This is a genomic window from Polaromonas sp. P1_F6 (genome assembly GCF_056405695.1).
Window position 1 is genome coordinate 261,704 of record NZ_JBFUBQ010000004.1, and the last position, 22,667, is coordinate 284,370.

The 22,667-nt window shown below is 61.3% G+C and carries 20 protein-coding genes and 20 tRNA genes; 6 read left to right on the forward strand and 34 right to left on the reverse strand.

Features of this window, described 5'->3' with window-relative positions:
- Window positions 1-23: 23 nt before the first annotated feature.
- From trpD to trpE, 6 genes are read right to left on the reverse strand one after another with little or no spacing between them, the layout of a single operon-like run.
- Window positions 24-1,064 carry an anthranilate phosphoribosyltransferase gene (trpD, locus tag AC1DY9_RS14515; RefSeq protein ID WP_457282288.1) on the reverse strand — a complete coding sequence of 347 codons (1,041 nt, stop codon included), beginning with the start codon at window positions 1,062-1,064 and terminating at the stop codon, window positions 24-26.
- Between the two features lie 41 nt (window positions 1,065-1,105).
- Window positions 1,106-1,756 carry a LysE family translocator gene (locus AC1DY9_RS14520; RefSeq protein WP_457282289.1) on the reverse strand — a complete coding sequence of 217 codons (651 nt, stop codon included), beginning with the start codon at window positions 1,754-1,756 and terminating at the stop codon, window positions 1,106-1,108.
- A 12-nt stretch (window positions 1,757-1,768) separates the two neighbouring features.
- Entirely contained in the window at window positions 1,769-2,818 is a 1,050-nt protein-coding gene (gene ltaE, locus AC1DY9_RS14525) for a low-specificity L-threonine aldolase (RefSeq protein ID WP_457282290.1), read from the reverse strand.
- Between the two features lie 60 nt (window positions 2,819-2,878).
- Entirely contained in the window at window positions 2,879-3,460 is a 582-nt protein-coding gene (locus AC1DY9_RS14530; protein WP_457282291.1) for an aminodeoxychorismate/anthranilate synthase component II, read from the reverse strand.
- 3 nt (window positions 3,461-3,463) lie between these two features.
- Window positions 3,464-3,784 carry a chorismate mutase gene (locus AC1DY9_RS14535; RefSeq protein WP_477666892.1) on the reverse strand — a complete coding sequence of 107 codons (321 nt, stop codon included), beginning with the start codon at window positions 3,782-3,784 and terminating at the stop codon, window positions 3,464-3,466.
- Complete coding sequence (gene trpE / locus AC1DY9_RS14540) at window positions 3,781-5,280, reverse strand: anthranilate synthase component I (protein WP_457282293.1); 1,500 nt, start codon at window positions 5,278-5,280, stop codon at window positions 3,781-3,783. Before trpE ends, AC1DY9_RS14535 begins: the two co-directional genes overlap by 4 nt.
- Before the next feature lie 464 nt (window positions 5,281-5,744).
- On the opposite strand from trpE, the gene AC1DY9_RS14545 reads away from it, so the two are divergent.
- Complete coding sequence (locus AC1DY9_RS14545; RefSeq protein ID WP_477666893.1) at window positions 5,745-6,332, forward strand: chalcone isomerase family protein; 588 nt, start codon at window positions 5,745-5,747, stop codon at window positions 6,330-6,332.
- Window positions 6,333-6,378: 46 nt separating this feature from the next.
- Here the strand turns inward: AC1DY9_RS14545 and gph are convergent, their stop codons facing one another.
- The 24 genes from gph to AC1DY9_RS14665 form a co-directional block, all read right to left on the reverse strand.
- Complete coding sequence (gph, locus tag AC1DY9_RS14550; RefSeq protein ID WP_477666894.1) at window positions 6,379-7,089, reverse strand: phosphoglycolate phosphatase; 711 nt, start codon at window positions 7,087-7,089, stop codon at window positions 6,379-6,381.
- 303 nt (window positions 7,090-7,392) lie between these two features.
- A complete protein-coding gene (locus AC1DY9_RS14555) occupies window positions 7,393-7,953 on the reverse strand; it encodes an HNH endonuclease (RefSeq protein WP_477666895.1) in 561 nt (186 codons plus the stop codon).
- Between the two features lie 31 nt (window positions 7,954-7,984).
- Window positions 7,985-8,060: transfer RNA gene (locus AC1DY9_RS14560), tRNA-Val, on the reverse strand.
- A 27-nt stretch (window positions 8,061-8,087) separates the two neighbouring features.
- A tRNA-Lys gene (locus AC1DY9_RS14565) sits at window positions 8,088-8,162 on the reverse strand.
- Between the two features lie 7 nt (window positions 8,163-8,169).
- Window positions 8,170-8,245 (reverse strand) — tRNA-His (locus tag AC1DY9_RS14570).
- A 15-nt stretch (window positions 8,246-8,260) separates the two neighbouring features.
- Window positions 8,261-8,335: transfer RNA gene (locus AC1DY9_RS14575), tRNA-Ile, on the reverse strand.
- Between the two features lie 13 nt (window positions 8,336-8,348).
- Window positions 8,349-8,424 (reverse strand) — tRNA-Asn (locus tag AC1DY9_RS14580).
- A gap of 27 nt (window positions 8,425-8,451) precedes the next feature.
- Window positions 8,452-8,637 (reverse strand): hypothetical protein, encoded by a 186-nt coding sequence (locus tag AC1DY9_RS14585; RefSeq protein ID WP_457282297.1) that lies wholly within the window; start codon window positions 8,635-8,637, stop codon window positions 8,452-8,454.
- 35 nt (window positions 8,638-8,672) lie between these two features.
- A tRNA-Arg gene (locus tag AC1DY9_RS14590) sits at window positions 8,673-8,751 on the reverse strand.
- Between the two features lie 14 nt (window positions 8,752-8,765).
- Window positions 8,766-8,851 (reverse strand) — tRNA-Cys (locus AC1DY9_RS14595).
- Between the two features lie 9 nt (window positions 8,852-8,860).
- Window positions 8,861-8,937 (reverse strand) — tRNA-Trp (locus tag AC1DY9_RS14600).
- Window positions 8,938-9,014: 77 nt separating this feature from the next.
- Window positions 9,015-9,099, reverse strand: a tRNA-Leu gene (locus AC1DY9_RS14605).
- 11 nt (window positions 9,100-9,110) lie between these two features.
- Window positions 9,111-9,188, reverse strand: a tRNA-Leu gene (locus AC1DY9_RS14610).
- An 80-nt stretch (window positions 9,189-9,268) separates the two neighbouring features.
- A tRNA-Asp gene (locus tag AC1DY9_RS14615) sits at window positions 9,269-9,344 on the reverse strand.
- Window positions 9,345-9,372: 28 nt separating this feature from the next.
- Window positions 9,373-9,448, reverse strand: a tRNA-Pro gene (locus AC1DY9_RS14620).
- A 27-nt stretch (window positions 9,449-9,475) separates the two neighbouring features.
- Window positions 9,476-9,555, reverse strand: a tRNA-Arg gene (locus tag AC1DY9_RS14625).
- A gap of 21 nt (window positions 9,556-9,576) precedes the next feature.
- A tRNA-Arg gene (locus AC1DY9_RS14630) sits at window positions 9,577-9,655 on the reverse strand.
- 21 nt (window positions 9,656-9,676) lie between these two features.
- Window positions 9,677-9,751: transfer RNA gene (locus AC1DY9_RS14635), tRNA-Ile, on the reverse strand.
- A gap of 9 nt (window positions 9,752-9,760) precedes the next feature.
- Window positions 9,761-9,839: transfer RNA gene (locus AC1DY9_RS14640), tRNA-Gln, on the reverse strand.
- A gap of 10 nt (window positions 9,840-9,849) precedes the next feature.
- Window positions 9,850-9,940: transfer RNA gene (locus AC1DY9_RS14645), tRNA-Ser, on the reverse strand.
- A gap of 130 nt (window positions 9,941-10,070) precedes the next feature.
- Window positions 10,071-10,148 (reverse strand) — tRNA-Glu (locus AC1DY9_RS14650).
- Between the two features lie 8 nt (window positions 10,149-10,156).
- A tRNA-Thr gene (locus AC1DY9_RS14655) sits at window positions 10,157-10,241 on the reverse strand.
- A 174-nt stretch (window positions 10,242-10,415) separates the two neighbouring features.
- A tRNA-Gly gene (locus AC1DY9_RS14660) sits at window positions 10,416-10,491 on the reverse strand.
- A gap of 173 nt (window positions 10,492-10,664) precedes the next feature.
- Window positions 10,665-10,961 (reverse strand): hypothetical protein, encoded by a 297-nt coding sequence (locus AC1DY9_RS14665; protein WP_457306609.1) that lies wholly within the window; start codon window positions 10,959-10,961, stop codon window positions 10,665-10,667.
- Between the two features lie 5 nt (window positions 10,962-10,966).
- Here AC1DY9_RS14665 and AC1DY9_RS14670 point away from each other — a divergent pair, with 5 nt between their 5' ends.
- Window positions 10,967-11,398: a hypothetical protein gene (locus AC1DY9_RS14670; protein ID WP_457282298.1), complete on the forward strand. Its 432-nt coding sequence runs from the start codon at window positions 10,967-10,969 to the stop codon at window positions 11,396-11,398.
- A gap of 157 nt (window positions 11,399-11,555) precedes the next feature.
- Here AC1DY9_RS14670 and AC1DY9_RS14675 read toward each other — a convergent pair whose 3' ends face one another.
- The 4 genes from AC1DY9_RS14675 to rpe all read right to left on the reverse strand — a co-directional run bounded on the left by AC1DY9_RS14675 (window position 11,556) and on the right by rpe (window position 17,379).
- A complete protein-coding gene (locus AC1DY9_RS14675; RefSeq protein ID WP_477666896.1) occupies window positions 11,556-14,084 on the reverse strand; it encodes a PAS domain S-box protein in 2,529 nt (842 codons plus the stop codon).
- Window positions 14,085-14,126: 42 nt separating this feature from the next.
- Window positions 14,127-14,879 carry a response regulator gene (locus AC1DY9_RS14680; RefSeq protein WP_457282300.1) on the reverse strand — a complete coding sequence of 251 codons (753 nt, stop codon included), beginning with the start codon at window positions 14,877-14,879 and terminating at the stop codon, window positions 14,127-14,129.
- A gap of 126 nt (window positions 14,880-15,005) precedes the next feature.
- Entirely contained in the window at window positions 15,006-16,586 is a 1,581-nt protein-coding gene (locus AC1DY9_RS14685; RefSeq protein ID WP_457282301.1) for an adenylate/guanylate cyclase domain-containing protein, read from the reverse strand.
- A 97-nt stretch (window positions 16,587-16,683) separates the two neighbouring features.
- The gene (gene rpe / locus AC1DY9_RS14690; RefSeq protein WP_457282302.1) at window positions 16,684-17,379 is read right to left on the reverse strand and encodes a ribulose-phosphate 3-epimerase; all 696 of its coding nucleotides are present in this window, start codon (window positions 17,377-17,379) and stop codon (window positions 16,684-16,686) included.
- A 97-nt stretch (window positions 17,380-17,476) separates the two neighbouring features.
- Here rpe and apaG point away from each other — a divergent pair, with 97 nt between their 5' ends.
- The 4 genes from apaG to AC1DY9_RS14710 all read left to right on the forward strand — a co-directional run bounded on the left by apaG (window position 17,477) and on the right by AC1DY9_RS14710 (window position 22,642).
- Window positions 17,477-17,872, forward strand: a complete 396-nt coding sequence (gene apaG, locus AC1DY9_RS14695) for a Co2+/Mg2+ efflux protein ApaG (RefSeq protein WP_457282449.1) — start codon at window positions 17,477-17,479, stop codon at window positions 17,870-17,872.
- 21 nt (window positions 17,873-17,893) lie between these two features.
- Complete coding sequence (locus AC1DY9_RS14700) at window positions 17,894-19,855, forward strand: site-specific recombinase (protein ID WP_457282303.1); 1,962 nt, start codon at window positions 17,894-17,896, stop codon at window positions 19,853-19,855.
- Window positions 19,856-20,253: 398 nt separating this feature from the next.
- Window positions 20,254-21,513, forward strand: coding sequence for a cation:proton antiporter (locus AC1DY9_RS14705; protein WP_457282304.1), 1,260 nt, complete (start codon window positions 20,254-20,256; stop codon window positions 21,511-21,513).
- Window positions 21,503-22,642: a YbdK family carboxylate-amine ligase gene (locus AC1DY9_RS14710; RefSeq protein ID WP_457282305.1), complete on the forward strand. Its 1,140-nt coding sequence runs from the start codon at window positions 21,503-21,505 to the stop codon at window positions 22,640-22,642. Before AC1DY9_RS14705 ends, AC1DY9_RS14710 begins: the two co-directional genes overlap by 11 nt.
- Window positions 22,643-22,667: the final 25 nt, after the last annotated feature.

Below are 22,667 nucleotides of genomic sequence, written 5' to 3' on the forward strand. Positions count from 1 at the left end.
ATAGCTGCGCAGCCGGCAAGCCGTCAGGCGAGCTTCTGGCTGTGGCTGACCAGCTGATCGAGCTTGGCTCTGGCCGCGCCCGACTCCAGCGCCGCACGCGCCAGCACGATGCCAGCCTTCATGGAGTCGGCCACATTGGCGGCATACAGCGCCGCCCCGGCGTTCAGGACCACGATATCGCGCGCCGCGCCCGGCTGGTTGTCCAGCACGCCCAGCAGCATGGCCTTGGACTGCTCGGGGGTGTCTACGCGCAATGCGCGGTTGCTGGCCATAGGCATGTCGAAGTCTTCAGGATGGATTTCGTACTCGGTGATTTCACCGTTCTTGAGCTCGCCAACCACGGTGGCCGCGCCCAGGCTGACCTCGTCCATGCCGTCCTTGCCGTAGACCACCAGCGCGTGCTCGGCGCCCAGGCGCTGCAAAGCGCGAACCTGGATACCGACCAGGTCCGAATGGAACACGCCCATCAGGATGTTGGGCGCGCTGGCCGGGTTGGTCAGGGGGCCCAGGATGTTGAAGATGGTGCGCACGCCGAGTTCCTTGCGGATGGGCGCAACGTTCTTCATGGCCGGATGGTGGTTGGGCGCAAACATGAAGCCCACACCGACCTCGTCGATGCATTTCGCAATGGCTTCAGGCGACAGGCCGATATGGATGCCCAACGACTCGATCACATCAGCGCTGCCCGACTTGCTGCTGACGCTGCGCCCGCCGTGCTTGCTGACCTTGGCGCCAGCCGCCGCCGCGACGAACATGGAGCAGGTCGAGATGTTGAAGGTGTGCGAGCCGTCGCCGCCGGTGCCTACGATATCGACCAGATGCGTCTTGTCGGCCACATTGACTTTCGTCGAAAACTCGCGCATCACCTGCGCGGCGGCCGTGATCTCGCCGATGGTTTCCTTCTTGACGCGCAAGCCGGTGATGAGCGCGGCCATCATCACGGGCGACATCTCACCGCTCATGATCAGCCGCATGATGTGCAGCATTTCGTCGTGGAAGATTTCGCGGTGTTCGATGGTGCGCTGCAGGGCTTCCTGCGGAGTGATCTTGTGGGTGTTGGGCATGGCGTGTCTCGTTTCTTTATTCTGGGCTGGAAGAAAATGACTCAGCTCGCTGGATGGTCGGTCAAGGCGAGCTTGAGGCCGAAGGCAATGAACATGGCACCGGCTGCACGGTCCAGCCAGTGCATCCCGCGCTGCACGGCATCGCGCCGGGCCATCCAGGCCGCGGCCAGGGCCCAGCCCGAATTGACCGGAATGGCGTTCAGGTTGAACAGCACCCCCAACAAAACAAAGGCCAGGGCCTTGTTGTCGGTGCCGGGGGCGATGAACTGCGGCACGAAGGCCAGGAAAAAAATCGCCACCTTGGGGTTCAGCACGTTGGTCCAGAAGCCGCCCATGAACACCGCTTTCAGGCGCCGCTCCGGCTGGGCGGCAGCCGCCGCGGCGAGGTCGGTGGTGGCCTGCGGTGCCCTGGAAAACAAAATTTTCGCACCTATCCACAGCAGGTACGCCGCGCCTATCCACTTGAGCACGGTGAATGCCGTGGCCGAAGTGGCAAGCAAGGCACCGACGCCCACGGCCGCCGCGAAGATGTGGACGAAGCAGCCAGCCGTGATGCCGAGGCCGGCAACAATGCCGGCGCGCGCGCCCGAGCGCAGTGAATTGGTCACGATGTAAAGCACATCAGGGCCCGGCGTCAGGTTCAGCAGCCAGCCAGCCGCGATGAAAAGCAACAGGTGTTGAAAGTCAGGCATGGCTAAGTCCTTTCAGTTAAAAAACTGCCGGATGGCAGCGATGGCACGGTCCACGCCGGCAGTGTCCACGTCCAGATGGGTGACAAAACGCAGGCGGTACAGCCCCGTGGCCTCAATGCCCTGGCCGGCCAGGTGCTTGAGCAAGGCAGCGGACCGGTCCCGCGCCGCGCCGGTCAGGTCGACAAACACAATGTTGGTCTGTGGTGCCTCTACCTGCAGGCCGTCAATGCCCGCCAGGCCGTCGGCCAGGTATTTGGCCAGGGCGTGGTCTTGCGCGAGACGTCCGACATGGTGGTCCAGTGCATGCGACGCTGCTGCAGCCAGCATGCCCGCCTGCCGCATGCCGCCGCCGGCCATCTTGCGGATGCGGTGCGCCCGCGCGATGAATTCGCGCGAGCCGCACAGGGCCGAACCTACCGGCGCGCCCAGGCCTTTGCTGAAGCAAACCGATACGCTGTCAAAACAATCCGCAATGCGGCGCGCCTCCGCCAGCGGGTTGCTGCCCGTTTGCGCAGCCTGCGCCACAGCGGCGTTAAAGAGCCGCGCACCGTCCAGGTGGCGGGCCAGGCCGTGCTTCTTCGCCAGCACGGTCGCCCGCTGCACATACGCAAACGGCAGCAGCTTGCCGCCCAGGGTGTTCTCGAGCGCCAGCATCCGGGTGCGCGCGAAGTGCGCGTCGTCGGGCTTGATCGCTGCCTCGATCTCGGCAAGCGCCAGCGTGCCATCAGTGTGGTGGTTCAGCGGCTGCGGCTGCACGCTGCCGAACACCGCCGCGCCGCCGCCTTCCCAGCGGTAGCAGTGCGCCATCTGGCCGACGATGTATTCGTCACCGCGCTGGCAGTGGGAGAGGATCGCGCAAAGATTGCTCTGCGTCCCGGTGGGCACGAAGAGCGCGGCCTCAAAGCCCAGCAATCCGGCAATCTTTTCCTGCAGCGCATTGACGGCCGGGTCGTCGCCGAAAACGTCGTCACCCAGCGGTGCAGCCAGCATGGCCTCACGCATGGCGGCCGTGGGCCGGGTGACGGTATCGCTGCGCAGGTCAACGACTCTTTTATCAGTCATTTTTGCCCCCAGGGCAATATGAATAAGCGCGACCAGCTATCAAAGTAATAGCATCTTGGGTCATGCCGTCTGCTCCAGGAAGTTTTTCAGCATGGCGTGCCCGTGCTCGGTGAGGATGGATTCCGGATGGAACTGCACACCCTGGATCGGCAACTCCGTGTGGCGCACACCCATGATCTCGCCATCGTCGGTTCGCGCCGTGACGGCCAGTACGTCGGGACACGATTCTTTTTCGATCGCCAGCGAGTGGTAGCGGTTCACCACAAACTGCTCAGGCAACCCGGCGAACACGCCCTGCTGTGTGGTGGTGATGACACTGGTCTTGCCGTGCATGAGCTGCTGGGCGCGCACGATCTTGCCGCCAAAAGCGGCGCCTATGGCCTGGTGGCCCAGGCAGACGCCCAGAATCGGCAGCTTGCCGGCGAAATGCTGGATCGCCGCCACCGAAATACCGGCCTCGGCCGGTGAGCACGGACCGGGCGACACCACCAGCACGTCAGGAGCGCGCGCGGCGATTTCGGCCACCGTGATCTCGTCATTGCGAAACACTTCGACTTCGGCGCCCAGCTCCCCAAAATACTGGACGATGTTATAGGTGAAGCTGTCGTAGTTGTCGATCATCAGGAGTTTGGTGCGCTTCATGGTTCAGTCTCCCTGGCGCAGGCGTGTGAACTCGCCGCGCTCAAAATCAATGGATGCGGCGATCATGGCGCGGTAGGTCGCTTCCATGATGGCCTCGGGGGCGCCGGCCGCACGGGCCTGTGCACGCACACGATCAACGATGAACTCGATGCGTGCGTTGTCGACAATCTGGCCGGCGCTTTGCTTGATGCGCGCGGCCTGCGCCACATAGGCGCTGCGCTCGGCGATCAGCGGCGCGATGCGGTCGTCCAGCGCATCGATGTGGCGGCGCACATCGGCCATGGTGTCGCAGTGTTCAATGGCGGGGTGGGACAGCGTGCTCATTCCAGGCCCTCCTCCACCAGCTCGGACGCCCGCAGCAGCGCGCGCGCCTTGGCTTCGGTTTCCATCCATTCGAGTTCGGCCACGGAATCGGCCACCACACCGGCAGCCGCCTGCACATACAGCGTCTGGTCCTTGATGATGCCCGTGCGGATGGCGATCGCCACATCCATGTCGCCGGCATAGCTGAGGTAGCCGCAGGCGCCGCCGTAGAGGCCCCGCTTGGTCGGCTCGAGCTGGTCGATCAGCTCCATGGCATGGACCTTGGGCGCGCCGGTGAGCGTGCCCGCCGGGAAGGTGGCCTTGAGCACGTCCATGCTCGACATGCCGTCCAGCAGCGTGCCCTCGACATTGCTGACAATGTGCATCACGTGGCTGTAGCGCTCGACCGCGAAGGCTTCGGTGACCTTCACCGTGCCGGTTTTGGCGATGCGGCCGATGTCGTTGCGGGCGAGGTCGATCAACATCACGTGTTCAGCGCGCTCTTTGGGGTCGTTCACCAGTTCGTGTTCCACGGCCTTGTCGGCCTCAGGCGAAGAGGCACGGGGCCGCGTGCCGGCCAGCGGCCTGATCGTGATCTTCTGCCCCTCATCGACCTTTTCCTGCCTGACCAGAATTTCAGGAGACGCCCCCACCACGTGGAAGTCGCCGAAATGGTAGTAATACATGTAGGGCGAGGGGTTCAATGAACGCAGCGCGCGATACAGGCTCAGTGGGGACTCGGTGTAACGCTTCTTGATGCGCTGGCCGACCTGCACCTGCATGAAGTCGCCGGCTTCGATCAACCGCTTCGCGCGTTCCACGGCGGCGATGTAGTCTGCCTTGGCAAAGTCACGCTCAGCGGGATAACTCTGCGACGGTTTCACCACCGGCGCGCTGACGGAATACTTCAGCTGGTCCTTGAGTTCGCGCAGGCGTTTTTTGGCATTCGCGTAGGCCTCCGGCCGCGCCGGGTCGGCATAAACAATCAGGTAAAGCTTGCCCGACAGGTTGTCGATCACGGCGAGCTCTTCACACTGCAGCAACAGGATGTCGGGGCAGCCCAGTGTGTCGGGCGGGCAGGAGGCTTCGAGTTTCTTTTCGACGTAACGCACGGTGTCGTAGCCGAAGTACCCCGCCAGGCCGCCGCAAAAGCGCGGCAGGCCGGGCCGCAGGGCGACCTTGAAACGCTTTTGGTAGTCGCTGATGAAGTCCAGCGGATTGGCTTTGGAGGTTTCCACAACCTTGCCGTCCGTCACCACTTCGGTCAGGGTATCTGGCCCAAAACCGGATGCCCGCACCAGCGTGCGCGCGGGAAGGCCGATAAAACTGTAGCGGCCGAACCGCTCGCCCCCCACTACCGATTCCAGCAGGAAGCTGAACTTGCCGCCGTCTCTGGAATGCGCAAGCTTGAGATAAAGGGAAAGAGGTGTTTCGAGGTCGGCAAACGCCTCGACCATCAAGGGAATGCGGTTGTAGCCCTGGCCGGCCAGGCTTTTAAATTCGAGTTCTGTGATCACGGATGAGTCCTTCGCAAGGAGGCAACGCGCTCAAAGGCGTAACCACCTGTCATTCAAAATACCCCGAAGCATGGGGCCGGGATGCTCCGGCAGGGCCGGAGCGCATCAAGGGGGGTGTCGCAAAAACCGCGGCAGATACACGGGCAAGTGGCAGTGTGCCAGCCCGCGTGCGCCTCAGGCGTGCGAGAAATGACAGGTACGCCAGGGCCAGGCTCCCCGGTCGCCACAACCTGTCTGAATGATGCGATGAATGAACATGAGAGGCAAAGTGTAGCAAAGACAGCGGTAACCCGGCCCGTCCGTGCCCTGATAAAGCGCCATTTAAAAGCGTTATTGGCGCCAATACTACGGACTGGTACTAATGCTTATCTCGCAAACCCTCTTGCGACAGGCCCTCCTTGGCCTTCAAAATGAGACATAAAAAAAGAACGCTCGTTCTATTTCAACACCCTTGGAGACAACTCATGACTTTGACAACGCGATGCCTTGCGGGCCTGGCCGGCTTGATGCTTTCACTGGGCACCCTCGCCGCACCGATGGAGGTTTCGGGCGTCAAACTCGACGACCCGGTGGAGGTCCACGGCACCAAGCTGCAGCTCAATGGCGCCGGCATTCGCTACAAGGCGGTGTTCAAGGTCTATGTGGCCGCGATGTACCTGCCGAAAAAAGCCGCCACCCCCGAAGAGGTCTACGCCATGCCCGGCCCCAAGCGCATCAGCATCACCCTGCTGCGCGACATTGACTCCAATGAGCTGGGCAAAGGCTTTACCACCGCCTTCACAGAGAACACCCCAAAAGGCGAAATGTCCAAGCTGATCCCCGGCCTCATCAGGATGGGCCAGCTCTTTGCCGACCAGAAAAAGCTGGTAGCCGGCGAAGGCTTCACCATCGACTGGATTCCCGGCACCGGCACCGTGATCTCCGTCAAAGGCAAACCACAAGGCGAGCCCTTCAAGGAGCTTGAATTCTTCAACGCCCTCGTTCGCATCTGGCTGGGCCCACAACCGGCTGACTGGAAACTCAGGGACGCCATGCTGGGCAAGCCTGCCTGAAGCACCGGGCGCAAACCACACCATCAACGGGGCGCAAGCCCCGTTGTCATTTCTGAAACCGCAGCTCCGCCAGCGAGTCAATGAAGCCATCGGCATCCACAGCGCGAACCGGCTCGCCATGGTTATACCCATACGTCACCAGCAACACCGGACAGCCCGCTGCCCGAGCGGCCCGGGCATCGTTGCTGGAGTCGCCGATCATCAGCGTGCGGACTGGCGCAGTGCCAAGGCTCTCGCAGGTTTTCAGCAAGGGCAACGGGTCGGGCTTTTTCCGCTCGAATGAATCCCCGCCAAAAACCTGGGTAAAAAAGCTGTCGAGGCCTTTGAGCTTGAGCAGTTCGCGGGCAAACGCCAGGGGTTTGTTGGTCAGGCAGGCAAGCCGCAGTCCGTCCTGCTGCAACACATGCAAGCCCTCCAGGACACCCGGATAAACCGCAGAGTGCCGGCCATTGATGCGGGTGTAATGCCGTTGGTAAGCGACGTAGGCCGCATCGTAAAGCGCTATTAAATCGATAGCTGTCAGCGCAATACCCATCTTCTCCTGGACATATTTCAGCGTGGTCTTGACGAGATGCTCCGAGCCTTTTCCAACCATGCGCTCCACTGCTGCAGCATCAAGCCCGAACGCCGGCGGGTGGCCCGGCAGCATTTCGGCCAGCATCAGGTTGAGGGCAGCCACAAAGTCGCCAAGGGTATCGACCATGGTGCCATCCAGGTCGATGATGGCAGCGTCAAAACGGTCGTTGTCAAAAATCATTAGGGTTCAATACAAGGCAGTAACGCTCAAAACAGATAGCGGCCCGAACTGATGATACGGGTGGGTCATTCCTGGCACAGGAATTCTCCCCAAGACCAGTCACCGCCAGTACCTCATCGGGTTGATCTTAAAGGCAGATAGCCTGTTGCCTTCTGCCGCCGTGACTCCGGGCCGATCCTGCCATATGGCGGCGGCAGTGGGCCGCGCACAGGCATGCTGGACGGCATGCCGATGATCCAGGGGACTATCGGCAATAAAAAAGCGGCGCACCACTTTCGCGACGCGCCGCTTCGGCTGCTGAACTCAATTCAGCCTGGATCCCTTGGGCAGCCGGGCGGCCAGCCACTCATGGACATCGGCCCGTACATTGCGGCCGCGCAGCAGGAAGTCTTCCCACAGCGACGGAACGTAAGGCAGGTAGACCAGCGGCATTCCAGCCTGCTCGGGGGTGCGGGCGCCTTTTCGGGCATTGCACGAACGGCATGCGCTGACCAGGTTGGTCCAGCTGTAGGCTCCACCCTTGCTGTCGGGGATGATGTGCTCGGCCTCGAGATCTTTTTCGAGGAAGACCTGAGCGCAATAAGCACAGGTGCAGCGGTCCCGTCGCAACAGCTTGGGTTTCGATACGGCCGGCGTGACCTCAAACAGGTTGCGCCGCGGCGAACCGCGCAGGGCGATGATGGGCTGGATGACCATCAGCGATTGCCGGCCACGCGCCACATTCCACCCACCGCGAAGCGTGACGAGGGGGCTGTCGCCCTCCTCCCACGCCACAGTACCGGTGGCATAGTGCAACGCCGCATCTTCAGCCGTGATCCAGGCCTGGGGCGTCCCCTGGACGTCGAGCTGCAGAACGTGATGCATCGTGGCCTCCTGTAAGGTGAAAGAATGAATTTGGTAGCTCTTGAGAGGATCGAACCCCCGACCATCGCCTTGTAAGGGCGCTGCTCTACCTGCTGAGCTAAAGAGCCGAAAAAACCGAAGAGCTGAATGACGAATGGTGCGGACAGAGAATTTCGAAATCTCGACCTACCGGTTAAAAGCCGGTTGCTCTTCCTCTGAGCTATGCCCGCAGGGGGGTGGGGTGCAAGACCGGACTCGAACCGGTGACCCGCGGGGTCACATCCCGCTGCGCTGCCAACTGCGCCACTTGCACCAGAAAAAAGAAAATTGGTAGCCGCAGCTGGCATCGAACCAGCGACCTGTGCCTTATCAAGGCACTGCTCTACCACTGAGCTATGCGGCTATGAAGAAAAAATTGGCTCCACGACCTGGGGTCGAACCAGGGACGACGCGATTAACAGTCGCGCGCTCTACCAGCTGAGCTATCGTGGACTAACGGGGAGAGGGAACCAGGCGTGCTCACCACTCGCCGCATTCGCGGACGCGCTGATCGAGGTCGCGGTCATCTTGTGCATCTCCGCGCTTCGGCAAGACGTGACGATGCCGCGCGCTGCCGGCGGCGACGATGCTGCGCAGCAAGGCACGAACAATGCGACCGCGGGGTTTGGCCACCCTCCGGGAGGCCGCTGTGATTCTTGTTGTCATGGCAAATCTCCTTGAGGTTGGTTGAACGGGGAATGTGGCGCGCCTGGGCCGATTCGAACGGCCGACAAACCGGGGTAGAAGCCCAGCGCTCTTTCCTGGCTGAGCTACAGGCGCTGAAAGTAATGAGATGGAGGCGGTGGTCAGATTCGAACTGACGCGTGCTGACGCAGGCGGATTTGCAATCCGCTCCCTTCGACCACTGGGGTACACCGCCGGAAATCGCTGGCGGGCGCGAGAAGAATCGAACTTCTAACCTTCGGCTTTGGAGGCCGCTGCTCTGCCTGGTTGAGCTACGCACCCGTAGGAAACGTGAGTCCGGAGCCGCAGGACGGTTTTGATGCCCGCACCTTCGACCCTTCGAAAAATCTAAAAAAAAATGGTGCCCCAGGCCGGCATCGAACCGGCATGCCCGAAAGCGCTGGCTTCTAAAGCCAGTGTGTCTTCCCATTCCACCACCGGGGCTAAAACTGTTCTGGTACTCAAGGGGAGACTCGAACTCCCAAAAGACCTGGTTTTGAAGCAGGCGCGTCTTCCGATTCCGCCACTTGAGCATTTATCTGGTGTCCAGCCCGGATTCGAACCGGCGCATGGGGTTATCGATCCATTGACCGAGGTAGCACGGCATGAATGGTGGCGGCCTGTACGGGAATCGAACCCGTGACCACATCCTGGACAGGGAAGTGCTCTACCAGCTGAGCTAACAGACCAAAAGAATGAAGAAGACCGGAATGAAGATGGTCCGTGTAGCAGGTCTCGAACCTGCGACCTCATGCTCCCAAAGCACGCGCGCTACCAACTGCGCCACACACGGATTGAATCGAGCTGAATGAAAACTGAATGGCCTCGCGTGAAAGATTTGAACTTCCGACCCTCTGCTTCGTAGGCAGATGCTCTGATTCCGGACTGAGCTAACGCGAGAAAAATCTATTGGGTTATTGCTGGTGCACGCAGGCAGACTCGAACTGCCGGCCTCGACCTCCGGAGGGTCGCGCTCTGAGTCCCGCTGAGCCATGCACGCAAATGGCTTGGGTGATGCAGGTGGTGGTTGCAGTTGGGACCGAGCCAACGACCGGCGGGTTATGAGCCCGCTGCTCTACCACTGAGCTATGCAACCCGAAAAAAATGGCAGGCCGTGATGGATTCGAACCACCGAAATGTCGGGATCAAAACCCGATGCCTTGGACCAGCTTGGCGAACGGCCCATCAAAGAGATGGCGGAAGATAAGGGATTCGAACCCATGAGCCCACTTTCATGGGCTCTCGCTTAGCAAGCGAGTGCCTTGAACCTCTCGGCCAATCTTCCCAAAAATTCCCGGTTACGAGTTCCGGTGCCACCCTATCTTTGAGGCCGGTTTCCGCACTACGCTCTTGCAAGCACTGCGCTTCTTTACTGAACAGCTGCCAGCCAATTACCTGGCTGCCAGCGCTGGAGTTGGCGTCACGTAGGGGATTCGAACCCCTGTCTACAAGGATGAAAACCTTGTGTCCTGAGCCAGCTAGACGAACGTGACAAATACCCTGGCGCCCACGGTCGCGATTTGAACGGCCGACCCGCCGCTTACAAGGCGGCTGCCTTACCGCTCCATCGACTGAGCTGCGCGGGCGAAAAAACTGAATCCATTTCGGCTGTACCTGCATGTAGGCGGACGGCATGACACCGACCGAGGGTCTCCCACTGCACTGCATATCCGGGGCCATGAACCCCGGCTGCCAGCACACACGCCACCAGACCGTCTCCTCGGTCTCGCGCAGGTGACGTGAAACAGGCACACCCGAAATGGAGCGGACAGACGGCTTCGAACCGACGACATTGAGCTTGGAAGGCTCACGCTCTACCTACTGAGCTATGTCCGCAATTTTTGCGGGACTCGCTGCCATCCAGTGTTTGGCTGCTGTCCCGCTGCAAATTTTTAAAGACTCCCGCGCTTGAAGCGCATCGACGGCACGATCACCGTCAGGGAAAAACAAAAAGGCCCGGTTCCTTGCGGATACCGGGCCTCTGGGTGTCAGAGATTTAGAAGGTACGCTCAGGCGTCTCCTTCTCCCGGTTGTGTGGAATCCTCGTGGTTCTGCTTGGGCATGGCGGTCCGCAAAATGGACAACGCAAAAGAACTCAGCCCACGGCATTGGCCCAGATGAACGTCACGGCGACGCACGGCAGCACCGCCCCAGACGGGGGTGTTGTTTCTTGCGTTGGCGGCTATCGGTTTCATGATGAGTGCGTGGAAAGGGTTGATGTCAAAGTAGCGATGAAAGGTAATGTAAAATCTTTTTACACCGTCGTCAACGGGTCGATGCAAAATAATCTGGATTGTTGCAACCACGTCACATGGACTCCGAGAACGTCAATAGAAACCGGCGCAACAACCTGCTGATCATCATTCGGGAGTTCAGTGAGAAGGAGTTGGCCGCCGGCGAATCACCTGTCGGCATGCTGGGCCGTATCGCCAGACAGCTCGGCCTCAGCGCCGGGGGACTGAGCCAGTTCAAGGGTGACGCAAAGGGCACCGCGCGGAACATCGGCGATGCAGCGGCCGCGCAGATCGAGAGCAAGTCCGGAAAGCCAAAAGGCTGGATGGATACGGATCACGGCGGAGACGCAATCAATCCTGCAGAAAACGCTTTTATCGAACTCGCCCGCATTGCGTGGCGGACGACGGATGCCAAGGGCCGGCGGCTGCTGATGCAACTTGCGAAGCGGGGCTTTGGTGGACAGACTGGAGATGATCTATCCCACATGGCCAAGCCCGGTGACAAATGACGAATTTCTGCCGGGCCGGATACTGAGGGGTGAGGACTCCAACAACGCCGGCGGAACCTCATCTCGCAAAATCTGCATTACCCGCTCAAAGCCTCGATTTGGAGATACTTATTTCTTCATTCCAGATCGCGGTCCAGACGGCACAGCGCCGGTGCCATCAAAGAACGCCCCCGCGTTTCCCGTTGGAGCGGCTTTTGATGGCGCGCTTGATGCACTTCAGCAAGCGCTGCTCATCCAGCGGCTTTTCAAGCCACTCCGAGACGCCGAGCGACTGGTTTTCGGCATGCTGCCGGGCCTCTGCAGCGATAACCGACAAGACCAGCACCGGTAGCGTGGCGGTGCGCTTGTTGGCGCGCAGCTCACGAACAACGGTGAGGCCGTTTTCATAAGGCAGCTTGATATCCATCGTCATGGCGGCATACGTCTCCATCTTGAGGTAGTCGCGTGCCTGATCCGCGGTATGCGCCATGTCCGCGTCGTACCCGCCCTTGTCCATGATCATGCCGATAAGCTTGGCGACATCCGGGTCGTCCTCGCACACCAGCACGCGGGGACGTGCATACAGCCCCACCGGTGCGGTGACAGGGGGTGCTTCGCGCCATTCGGGCAAATCAAAGTAAAACGTCGTTCCCGCATTGCTCTCGGTCGTGAAACCGATGTTGCCCTCCATGCGCTCAAGAATGGCTTTGGAAATGCTCAGGCCAAGTCCGGTCCCGCCTTTCTGGCGGGTGTCGGAGGAGTCGGCCTGCGAGAACTTCTGGAAGATGCGCTGCCGGAATTCGTCGGGAATCCCGGGGCCCTTATCGGAGATCTCCACCCGGGCGCGACGGCCACGCTTGCGCACAGTCACATCGACCGTCCCCTCCGGAGGAGAAAACTTGATGGCATTGGACAACAGGTTGGTCACCACCTGGATCAACCGGTCGCTGTCAACGCAGACCTGCAGGGAATTTTCGGCCCTATGCAGGGCCAGTTTGACGCCGTGCTGAGCGGCAAAGCCCTCGTTATCTGCCAGGGCCCGCTCCAGCAATGGCTCAAGCTCCTGCGCCTGCAGCTCGAAACGCATCTTCCCTGATTCGATTTTCTCGCTGTCGAGAATGTCATTGATCAGCCGGATCAGCCGCTCGCAATTGCTTTGGGCAATGCCTACGAGGTTTTTGGCTTTTTCCGGAATTTCGCCGGCCACACCGCCCCATACCAGTCCCAATGACCCGCGTATTGACGTCAGCGGCGTGCGCAGCTCATGGCTGACGGTTGAAACAAATTCGGTTTTCATGCGGTCGATACGCTTGAGCTCGGTGACGTCCGTCCCAAGCGAGGAAAACCCGATGACCATGTCCTGCTCATCACCTTCCCCATATCGGGGAAAGTAGTTCATGACGTATTCGCGGCGGTCACCGCCGGCTGTCACATACTCGAACTCATGACGCACCGAGTAACCGGAAAGTGCTTCGCGTACATGCACCCTGACCTGGTCATACAGTTCGGCCCCCAGCACTTCCTGCATCGGCCGGTTCTCGATTTGTTCGGCTTTCAAACCAAACGCTTCTTCGTAGGCGCGGTTGTGGAATTGAAAGCGCTGCCCTCCGTCGATATAGGCAATCAGGGCCGGAACGGTATCGGTCAGCTGGCGCAATTGTTCCTCGCTGTTGCGAAGAGCCTCGGTAATGCGCACGCTCTCGGAGATGTCGTGAATGATGGCCGTGAAAAGCCGCTTTCCGCTCACATTGACATCGCCAAAGGACACATTGACGGGGAATTCGGTCCCGTCGTGGCGCTGGCCCAGGATCTTGACGTCCCACTCCCGGAAGCCGCGCTGGCGGCCGCCCAGCCCGGAGAAAAAGGCACTAAACCCCATGCGGTACCGCGTCGGCAGCAGCATGGTGACCTCCTGGCCAACCAGATCTTCGAGCCGGTAACCAAAAAGATGACGTGCTGCGCTGTTCGCGTGGACGATCAGGCCTTCGCCCGTTGCCGTGACCAGCCCTTCGGCCATGCTCTCGGTCACGGCCCGGCTCATGGCTTCGCTGTCCAAAAGCTGCGCCTCAGCACGGCGGCGCTTTTCCTGCGTCCGGAGAATCCTCTGGATCGCCCAGCCAAATATGCTGAGCGACAGCAGTCCGCCCATCAAAATCAGCTGCTTGACGGTTTGAGCAGTCTGGCGGGTTTCGGCCTTGGTGCGTTCAAGGGCTGACTCTTCACCCCCCTTGATACGGCCAACCAGGATTTCGATTTCATCGTGGAGCTGGCGGTTCAAGGGGCCACCCACGACGGCAATAGCGGCTTCCAGACCGGATTGCTGGCGTGCCGTAACAGTCTGTTCCATCAAGCCGACCGTTCGCGTGATCGCATCTTTCAGTGCAAGCCAATCTGCAGCGGAGGTGACAACATCCTGGCTGGGCCGCATGCTTTCGAGCGCCTGCTGGATCTGTGCAAGGGACTGCCGGTAGTCAGCCAGGTCGCTGGGGGCATTGGTCAGCAAATAACGCCGCTGCAGGGATTCCGTCGCCTTGAATCCTGAAACCACGCGCTGGAGAACGAGCGCCTTTTCCCGCGCTTCACTTTCACTCTGCGCATCGCTAATCAGCGAATTGATGGTGACATAGGATGCCGCAATACTCAGGGCGATCAGGACCATTCCGGCACACAGGGCCACGTTGATGCTTGAGCGAAAGGGCATTTTCATGGCGCTTGGAGCTTCTTCAGGCCTGTTCGCCGCAAAGGCGTGCTATTGGGTGCCCAGCACGGTGCGGACGGCCTGAATCAGTGATTCCGTCTCTACAGGCTTGGTGACATACCCGTCGGCACCACCCGCCAGGCCCTTCAGCACGGACTCCCGCGTTGCCTTGGCGGTCAGCATGATGACCGGAACGTCCTTGAGCACGGGATGGGAGCGAATCCGCAGCAGGATGTCGAAGCCGTCCGCATCCGGAAGCATCACGTCCAGAAGCACCAGATCGGGAATCGGCTGCTTGCGAAATTCCGCCACGATCTCGGCACGGGAACCGGCCGTGCGAACGTCGAACCCCTCGAACGTCAGATAACTTTGCAGAAATTTGGCGAGGTGCTCCTCGTCGTCCACGATAACAACTGACAGGCGTTCGCCAGCTGCGTGGGCACGGGGTGCTCCGCGTTTGCGCGCAATACGCACGTAATAGTTGGACTTCTTGAGCGTGGCCGCACAGGAGTCGGCTTCCGCGTCCGCCGCTGTCAGGGCCAACGGGCTGAGGTGGAGTTGCAGTGAGGCCGCAAACGGATCGGGCTGAACCATTTCCACGAGCCCCTTGGCATAGAGCAGATCGAGCGTGCCGTCTACTGTGGCACTGCCTGCTTCACCCATGCTCTGCCGGATCTGCGCGACCGTCAGGATGCCATCAAGGCGCACCAGCAATTCAATCTCAGGCTGCGAAATCGACGTGGCGGCACTGCGCAGTTCCTGTTGACCTTTGGGTGTAACCGCATAAATGTTGTTTGGATGCACTGTGGATGTCCTTTCGCGGGTAACGGGTAACAGTCGTGGCATGAGCCTGAATGCATTCTGATTCTAGTGGCTTGCGATGTAAGGAAACGATACACCTGCAGGTCCGGCCCCTCATGGATCGCCTCGCTAAGAGCCTGCGGCGGCCGGATCCGTCGGTGGTAACCCTGACTGCAGCGCAGCAATCAGCTCGCCCAGGGATGACTCCAGTTTCCCCAGTAAATCGTCCAGACTTTGGCGCGGCAGGCCCTCATTGATGGCCTGCTCAAGCGCGGCCGCATCCGCCGGCACGCGAATGGCTCCGATCTGGGCCGAAACGCCCCGCAGGGAATGGCTGAGCAGTTCGGCATTCTTCAGGTCGCCCGCATCCAGCGCTTCGCGAATGTGCCGGGGAGTATCCCGGCGGCCGTCGAGGTAGCGGCGCAGCATCGACAGATAAAACCCCTTCATGCCCATTGCGCGGGTCAGGCCGACGCTGAGATCCAGGCCGGCAATGCTCTCAGGCAACGTGGCGTCTGCGGCATCCGCCATGGGAATTCCCGTACCCGGCGTTTTGACGGTATCCCGCGGCGGCGGCTGCAACGTTGGCGGGGTCGCTGTCGCAACAGCCTGCGGCAAGCGCGCCGGTTTCAGCACGGCATAGACCGGAATGGGCTCCGCAAATCCCTTGGCCGTGACGGCAGGCCGTGCTTCGGCCTGGATTTCCGCCTGGACCAGTGCATGGGTTTCGCGGGAGATCAGCATCTGGCCGGGCTCTGCGGCCTGCTCAAGCCGCGCGGCAAGGTTCACCTCCCGGCCAATAATGGTGTAGTCCATACGCAGCTTGCTGCCGAAATTTCCGACATCGCAAAACCCGGAATGAATGCCGATGCGTATTTCAAAAGCCTTGTCGATACCCATCGTTTTCCACCGCACCTGAAGCTCATCAAGCCGCACCAGCATGGCCACCGCCATCCGGACGCACTGCACGGCATCCTGCTGCCGGCCAAGGGTGTGCGGGTCCCCGAAAAAAATCACGATGGCATCGCCGATGAATTTGTCCAGCGTGGCGCCATAGTCGGCCGCGATTTGCGACATCTCTTCAAAATAGCTGTTCAGCAGGAACGTGACTTCTTCCGGTTGCCATTTACCGGTCGATTCGGTGAAGTTCTTGATGTCCGAAAAAAACACCGTGAGCCATTTGCGCTGCGTCTCGATTTCAGCCTGGCGCGACCCGTCAAAGAGGGACTGGTAGACCTGCGGTGCCAGGTAACGCGACAGTTGTTCTGACAGGGTCTTCAGGCGCTTGGCATTGGCGCTGCGTTCAAGATGCATCCTGACGCGCGCCAACAGGATGGGCGGGCTGACGGGCTTGGTGATGTAGTCGGTGGCCCCCAGGTCCAGCCCATATTGCTCCTCCTCCACACTGGCAAGCGCCGTCAGGAAGATCACCGGGATATCAGCCGTGCGCGGATCGCCCGCCAGTTGCCGCATCACCTCGTAGCCGTCCATGCCGGGCATCATCACATCCAGCAGGATGATCTCGGGGCGCACACCTGAAGTTGCCGCCTGCAGGCCCTCCTCGCCCGACGCAGCGGCAATCACCTCATACCGGTCCTGCAGCAGCGTCGCGAGAAAATAACGTATGTCCTCGGTATCGTCCACCACCAGGATGCGCGCCCTCCGCGCGGAGGGCGTCTCGCTAACCGGCGGCTTCACAGGTTCAGTCATGATGCGGCTCTTCCATGAATGCCGGGCCAGTTGCGGCCCTACCGGTTTTCGGGCAGAGAGATATGGGAGACAGGGGTCTGCATCGTTGCAGTCTGCCTTATTTCACCAGCTCCACCCGCATGGCGTCAATCACCGCCCTGTAGTCGGGTTTCCCGAAAATCGCACTGCCCGCGACAAAGGTATCGGCACCGGCCGATGCCACGCGCGCGATATTGTCGGTCTTGATGCCCCCGTCGACTTCCAGGCGAATGTCTTTTCCCGAAGCATCAATGCGTTTTCTCGCATCTTCTATTTTGCGCAGCGCGGAGTCAATAAAGCTTTGTCCGCCAAAGCCCGGATTGACGCTCATGATCAGGATGAGATCAATATCCTCAATCACCCAGTCCAGCACATCCAGCGGAGAAGCCGGGTTGAACACCAGCCCCGCTTTGCAGCCTTTTGCCTTGATGGCCTGCACGCTGCGGTGCACGTGGCCCGACGCCTCGGGGTGAAAACTGATGAAGTCGGCACCTGCATCGGCAAAGGCTGCAGCCAGTGCATCGACGGGCTGCACCATCAGGTGGACATCCACCGGCACGGCAGTGCCATCAGCTTTTTTTGCATGAGGCTTGAGGGCCTGGCAAATCATCGGCCCAAAGGTGAGGTTGGGCACATAGTGATTGTCCATGACGTCGAAGTGGATCCAGTCGGCTCCTGCAGCAATCACGGCTTTGATCTCGTCACCCAGCCGGGCAAAGTCGGCAGACAAAATGGAGGGAGCGATCCGGTAAGTGGGTGGCGTGTTTTTAGGCATGGCCGGATTGTCGCAGCAAGCCGCCGCCGCGTCATGCCCGCACGCATGGCAGCCTCCCGGGCAGGCGGTTAACATGGACGCCAACCGTTTACCTGCCATGCCCAAATACCAGTTCTCCTGCGAAGTCGTTCCGCAATACCAGCCTGACCAGTCGGCCCCGGAAGACCACATCTACGGGTTTTCCTATACCGTCACAGTAACCAACACCGGCGACGTGACCGCCCAGCTGATTTCCCGCCACTGGATCATCAGCGACGCCAACGGTCACAACGAGGAAGTCAAAGGGCTTGGCGTTGTGGGTCACCAGCCGCTGCTCAAGCCGGGTGAGTCCTTCCAGTACACCAGCGGATCGCGCCTGCGCACGCCCACCGGCACCATGCACGGCAGCTATTTTTGTGTGGCCGAAGATGGCGAACGTTTTGACGTACCCATTGCCATGTTCGTTCTGGAAGCACACAACGGCAGCGCCCCGCACGGCCGGGTGCTGCACTGAACGGATGGGTTTGACCGGCTGATGAAGGATCTTGCTTCCCTCCTGAAGGCGCTCGACCCCGACGCCGACCTGGCCCAGCGCCACGTCTGGCTGATCAAGCTTTTCGAGTGGATTCGCGGCGACCAGACTTCCGTGCCTGCGGCCGTGTCACGAGTACAGGCGTTGATGGACGCCGTGGAGATGCAACCCGAAGTGCGCACACGGCTGCAAGCCTGGTGGCAAACGCTGATGCAGACCGTTGACATCACCACCTTGCTGGCCGACTTCGGCTTTGCTCCGCGCACGGCGTTTGTCAGCGAGCTGGCCGAACGCCTGCGTCGCAAGCTGCTACCCGGAACGCCCGAAACCACCGATGCTTCGGAGCTTTTCCCACTGGTCGCCCCCACACGTTTCGATGCCCAGTGGATGGGCGCACTGGAAGACGCCCAGATCAGCCGCCTCACGCAGCTGTTGTCGGCCAGCCCAAAGCTGGATGCACTGCACTGGCAATACAGCCTGATGGACGCCCTGACGTATTGCACCGCGCAGATTCGCGCCACCGGTTTTGCGCCGGAGCTGCGTCTGCGCATGAACCGCGCCACGCCACACGCCCGGGCCTTCCATGCCTTGCCCGCTGATATCGACGAGCTGCGCAACGCGTTCTTCAAGCCTGACCGGAACGAAGCCCAACTGCAATCCGCCATCGCACAGTACCGTGAGCGACTGGACGCCTGCCGCCAGGCCGTCAACAGCATTTACGTGCATCTTGAAGACCACGGTATCTCCGTCGGCATGGTGTTTCGCCTGCGCCAGTTGCGCGAACGCATCCTGCGCGTGCGCGAACTGCTGGACGCTCTGCTTTCGGCCAAACCCGGCATGGCTGCGCTGAAACTACTGACGCGCCGCGTCATCACGGCGCAGGAGAGTAAAAGCATAGGCGCGCTGATCAGCGCCAACTCCACGCTGCTGTCGGCCAAGATGGCTGAGCGCAGCGCAGAGACCGGGGAAACCTACATCACCCGTACCCGCGAGGAATACCGCGAAATGCTGGGCAAGGCCATGGGCGGCGGAGCGATCACCGCTTTCACCACGCTCCTGAAATTCATGGTCGTGGCAGTTGGTCTTTCTGCCTTCTGGGGCGGCTTCTGGTCCAGCGTCGTCTATGCCGGCAGCTTTGTTGTCATCCAGCTGCTGCATTTCACATTGGCCACCAAGCAGCCTGCCATGACCGCACCGGCGATGGCGGCCAAGCTCAAGGACATCGGTTCGGTCGATACGACCGGCCCCATTGAAGCGTTTGTCGACGAGGTGACGCACCTGGTGCGTTCGCAAGTTGCGGCGGTGTGCGGCAATGTATTCATGGTCGTTCCGGCCGTGCTGCTCGTCAACACGCTGATCCAGGTCGTTCTGGGCCGGCCCATGATCAGCGTCGCCGACGCGCACCACGTGCTGGAAACCCTCACCGTGATGGGCCCCGCCCTGCTATGGGCCGGGTTCACCGGCGGCATCCTGTTCGCAGCCAGCATGATCGGGGGCTGGACCGAGAACTGGTTTGTACTGCATCATCTTGACTCGGCGATGCGCCACAACCCGCGCATCACTTCCGTGCTGGGGGGCGAGCGCGCTGCGCGCTGGTCCGGCTTCATGCGCGACAACATTTCGGGTTTCGCGTCCAACATCGCACTGGGTTTCATGCTCGGCCTCATACCGGCCTTTACCGGTTTCTTCGGGCTTGAACTCCAGGCCCGCCACGTCACCCTGTCAACCGGACAACTGGCGGCGGCCGGCGCCTCTCTCGGGCTCGAAGCATTCCGGCACTGGCAAATCTGGTCCTGCATTCTTGCCATTCCCCTGATAGGCGCGCTCAACCTCGGCGTGAGTTTTTACCTGGCGTTTCGCCTGGCCCTGCAGGCGCACAACGTGAGCAACCTGGACCGGGCCCGCATACGCATCGCCATCTGGGCACGCCTGCGCAGCCACCCGCGCAGCTTCTTCATGCCCTAAACAAGCAGCACCCCCGTCCAGGCTCACTGCGTGTAGCCTGCTCCCCCCTCGAGGGGGCGGCGCCTGCGGTCTGGCAAAGCCAGTCCCGCGGCACCTCTGGTAGTGCCCACTGAATTCTTCAAGCAAGCAGGGGCCGCGGAACCGGCTTTGCCGGGCCGCAGGCGCCGTCCCCTGCAAGGGGAAAAGGGCTACACGCGGTGAGCCCGATAGGGGTGTGCTTCATGTTCAGGTCTTGTCCTACAGCCCCCGCCGCGAGGCGCCTGTAAATTAATGCAACGTTTCTTTTCAAGAACACCATCGGGCTTCACGCCGCCAAGGCTGGCCACTCAACGCGCAACATGCCGCAGACACAGGCATGCTTGTAGAAGAAGTCCTGACGACAGTGGAGACAACCCCGTATGAACGAAATCCTGGCCATATGGGCTGAGTGGATCAAGCCGTCGGCAGGTTTGCCGACCGTGCAATGGTCCATCCTGCTGGCGGTAGCCGCCGCCGCCGGCCACCTCGCCAACCGCTACACCGGCCTGCCCAAGGTCATCGGCTATTCACTCGTCGGCGGCCTGGCCGGCCTGGCCGGTTTTACCGGCGCCGTGTGGCCATTGCAGGGCACCGGGCTTTTCCTGCTGGAGCTGGGCGTTGCCGTGGTGCTGTTTGAAGCGGGCGGGCGCATTCCGCTGCGCTGGTTTCGCCACAACCCCATGGTGCTGGTGCAAAGCCTGGCTGAATCTGCCCTCACCTATGTTTTTGTCCACTGGGCCCTGAGCAAGCTGGGTGTGCGCGAGATCGTTGCGGAGTCGCTCGCGCTGCTGGCCATGGCCGCTTCACCGGCCGTTCTCTCGCGCGTGGCGATCGACACAGGCGCCGCCGGGCCGGTGACGGAGCGCGCCCTGGTGCTGTCAACGCTGGGCACCCTGTATGCCCTCACACTGTGCAGCGCCCGCGCCGGCCTGATGCCGCGGGGCGAAGCCGCGCTGTCAAGCCCGCTCTATGCAGTGCTGGTGGTGCTGGGCCTGTCTGTCGTGGTCGGCGCTGTGCTCGCCCTCACATTGCGCATCGCCTTGCGGGTGATGAGCCCCACCAGCGAAAACACCGCCATCCTGCTGCTGGCACTGATCGCCACAGGTGCGGCGCTTGCAGCCCACTTCGGCGGCTCGGCGCCGCTGGCGGCCCTGCTGGGCGGCATGCTGCTCAAGCAACTGAACCCGCGCCCCTGGTCATGGCCGCGGCAGATGGGCACGGCCTCGTCGATGCTGACCATGCTGATGTTTGTGCTGGTCTCCGTCGTCGCCGCGCAAGCAGACTGGAGCGGGCCTGTTGCCGGGCTCGTCATCGGCATGGTCGTGGCCCGCATGGTTGCCAAGATTGCCGGTGTCGCCATCGGCAACGTGGGCAGCGGCGCCAGCTGGAAGCAGGCCCTCTGGGTCGGCTGCGCGATGTCGCCGATGTCATCGGTGGCGCTGCTGCTGGTCTCACAGTTTGCAGCGGCCTCAGGCGCGACCGGGCGCCAGATTGCCAGCGTGGCCCTGCCTGCGATCTTGCTGATGGAAGTGCTGGGTGCCGTGCTCGCCACCGTGGCCATCTACCGCTCAGGCGAAAGCTCCAAACCCTGGGCGCCGCTCACACGCAGCCCTTCAACAGGACCTGTTCATGAGTCTTGAACCTTTCCAGAAGTCCGCAGCCCTCTCGCTGGGTGTCGAGCTTGAACTGCAGCTCGTCAATACCCACGACTACGACCTCGCGCCGTATGCCGAAGACATGCTGCGCCTGATGGCCAAAATTCCGCTACCCGGCGCCGTGGTGCCGGAGATGACGTCCAGCATGATCGAGATCTCGACCGGCGTGTGCCATAACGCCTCGGAGGTGCTGGGCCAGCTTTCGCAGATTCGCGACGCGCTCGTCAAGAGCGCCGACAAGCTCAACATTGCGGTGGTGGGCGGCGGCACGCATCCGTTCCAGCAATGGCACGAGCGCCGCATTTACGACAAACCGCGCTTTCGCGAACTGTCGGAGCTGTACGGCTACCTTTCCAAGCAGTTCACGATCTTCGGCCAGCACGTGCACGTGGGCTGCCCCGACGCCGACAGTGCCTTGCTGACGCTGCACCGCATGTCGCGCTATATCCCGCACTTCATTGCCCTGTCGGCGTCTTCGCCTTATGTGCAGGGGCAAGACACAGCGTTTGATTCGGCGCGGCTCAACTCCGTGTTTGCCTTTCCGCTGTCGGGACGTGCACCGTTCGCGTTGACGTGGGACGACTTCACCGTCTACTTCGACAAGATGACGCGCACCGGCGTGGTCAAGAGCATGAAGGATTTTTACTGGGACATCCGGCCCAAGCCGGAGTTCGGCACCATCGAGATCCGCGTGTTCGACACCCCGCTGACCGTGGAGCGTGCCACCGCGCTGGCCGGCTTTGTGCAGTCACTGGCCTCCTGGTTCATGCACGAACAGCCCTTCATGCCGGTCGAAGACGATTACCTGGTCTACACCTACAACCGCTTCCAGGCCTGCCGCTTCGGGCTGGACGCAGTCTATGTCGACCCGGCCACGGGCGGGCACATGCCGCTGCGCGAGCACATCCTGCTGACCATGGCACAGATTGAACGCCATGCCACCGGCATGGGTGCCGGTGCGTCGCTGCACCTGCTGCGCAACAGCGTGGAGCGCGCCGACAATGACGCCCGCTGGCTGCGCGAAAAGCAAGGCGAGGAACACCTGCTGGCCGAAGTCATACGCCAGGCGGCCGACCGTTTCCGCGGTGGCGTCACGCACCAACAACATCCCTGATCCGGCTTTGCCGGATACCCTTGTA

Coding starts and splice junctions, on each gene's coding strand:
- trpD (WP_457282288.1), bottom strand. CDS start 1,064: ATGCCCAACACCCACAAGATCACTCCGCAGGAAGCCCTGCAGCGCACC.
- AC1DY9_RS14520 (WP_457282289.1), bottom strand. CDS start 1,756: ATGCCTGACTTTCAACACCTGTTGCTTTTCATCGCGGCTGGCTGGCTG.
- ltaE (WP_457282290.1), bottom strand. CDS start 2,818: ATGACTGATAAAAGAGTCGTTGACCTGCGCAGCGATACCGTCACCCGG.
- AC1DY9_RS14530 (WP_457282291.1), bottom strand. CDS start 3,460: ATGAAGCGCACCAAACTCCTGATGATCGACAACTACGACAGCTTCACC.
- AC1DY9_RS14535 (WP_477666892.1), bottom strand. CDS start 3,784: ATGAGCACGCTGTCCCACCCCGCCATTGAACACTGCGACACCATGGCC.
- AC1DY9_RS14545 (WP_477666893.1), top strand. CDS start 5,745: ATGACTTTGACAACGCGATGCCTTGCGGGCCTGGCCGGCTTGATGCTT.
- gph (WP_477666894.1), bottom strand. CDS start 7,089: ATGATTTTTGACAACGACCGTTTTGACGCTGCCATCATCGACCTGGAT.
- AC1DY9_RS14555 (WP_477666895.1), bottom strand. CDS start 7,953: ATGCATCACGTTCTGCAGCTCGACGTCCAGGGGACGCCCCAGGCCTGG.
- AC1DY9_RS14585 (WP_457282297.1), bottom strand. CDS start 8,637: ATGACAACAAGAATCACAGCGGCCTCCCGGAGGGTGGCCAAACCCCGC.
- AC1DY9_RS14670 (WP_457282298.1), top strand. CDS start 10,967: ATGGACTCCGAGAACGTCAATAGAAACCGGCGCAACAACCTGCTGATC.
- AC1DY9_RS14675 (WP_477666896.1), bottom strand. CDS start 14,084: ATGAAAATGCCCTTTCGCTCAAGCATCAACGTGGCCCTGTGTGCCGGA.
- AC1DY9_RS14685 (WP_457282301.1), bottom strand. CDS start 16,586: ATGACTGAACCTGTGAAGCCGCCGGTTAGCGAGACGCCCTCCGCGCGG.
- rpe (WP_457282302.1), bottom strand. CDS start 17,379: ATGCCTAAAAACACGCCACCCACTTACCGGATCGCTCCCTCCATTTTG.
- apaG (WP_457282449.1), top strand. CDS start 17,477: ATGCCCAAATACCAGTTCTCCTGCGAAGTCGTTCCGCAATACCAGCCT.
- AC1DY9_RS14700 (WP_457282303.1), top strand. CDS start 17,894: ATGAAGGATCTTGCTTCCCTCCTGAAGGCGCTCGACCCCGACGCCGAC.
- AC1DY9_RS14705 (WP_457282304.1), top strand. CDS start 20,254: ATGAACGAAATCCTGGCCATATGGGCTGAGTGGATCAAGCCGTCGGCA.
- AC1DY9_RS14710 (WP_457282305.1), top strand. CDS start 21,503: ATGAGTCTTGAACCTTTCCAGAAGTCCGCAGCCCTCTCGCTGGGTGTC.